Here is an 884-nt window from a genome sequence, read left to right on the forward strand (position 1 = left end):
GCGCCGAAGGTGGGGGAGGCGGAGGTGGTGCTGCTGTTCACCGGCCAGGGCGTGCAGCACGCGGGAATGGGCCGGGAGCTGTACGAGACGCAGCCGACGTTCCGGGCGGTGATGCAGCGGTGCGATGAGCTGCTGCGAGAGGAGCTGAAGGAGTCGCTGGTGGAGGTGCTGTACGGGAGCAAGGGGCACCTGCTGGAGCAGGCCAGCGTGGCGCAGCCGGCGCTCTTCGCGGTGGAGTACGCGCTGGCGCAGGTGTGGAGGCAGTGGGGCGTCAAGCCTGCGGCGGTGATGGGGCACAGCCTGGGCGAGTACGTGGCGGCGTGCGTGGCGGGAGTCTTCAGCCTGGAGGAGGGGCTGAAGCTGGTGGCGGCCCGGGGCCGGCTGATGGAGGGGCTGGCGGAGGCCGGGAAGATGGTGGCGGTGCTGGCGCGGCAGGAGACGGTGGAGGCGGAAGTGGCGCGCGCTGGCGGGAGCGTGTCGGTCGCGGCGGTGAACGGGCCGGAAGAGACGGTCATCGCGGGACGGGCGGGTGCGGTGGAGGAGGTGGTGGAGCGGCTGAAGAAGCAGGGAGTGGAGTGCCGAGCGTTGAAGACGACGCACGCGTTCCACTCGGTGCTGATGGAGCCGATGCAGCGGGAGTTCGAGAAGGTGGCGGGGCAGGTGAGTATGGGGCGGCCGCAGGTGGAGCTGGTGTCCAACCTGAGCGGGAAGGGGGCGGGTGGGGAAGAGGTGGTGCAGGCGAGGTACTGGAGCCGGCACCTGAGGGAGCCGGTGAAGTACTGGGAGGGGCTGAAGGGGCTGTACGAGAAGGGGTACCGCGTCTTCCTGGAGGTGGGGCCGAAGCCGACGCTGGTGGGGATGGGCAAGAGGTACCTGGGGCAGGC

General features: G+C 70.5%; 1 protein-coding gene. It reads left to right on the forward strand.

The window, feature by feature from the left end:
• The coding region (locus HG543_RS53870; RefSeq protein ID WP_169352705.1) for an acyltransferase domain-containing protein at positions 1-884 on the forward strand (884 nt) is incomplete at both ends.

Source organism: Pyxidicoccus fallax (genome assembly GCF_012933655.1).
Lineage (GTDB): Bacteria > Myxococcota > Myxococcia > Myxococcales > Myxococcaceae > Myxococcus > Myxococcus fallax.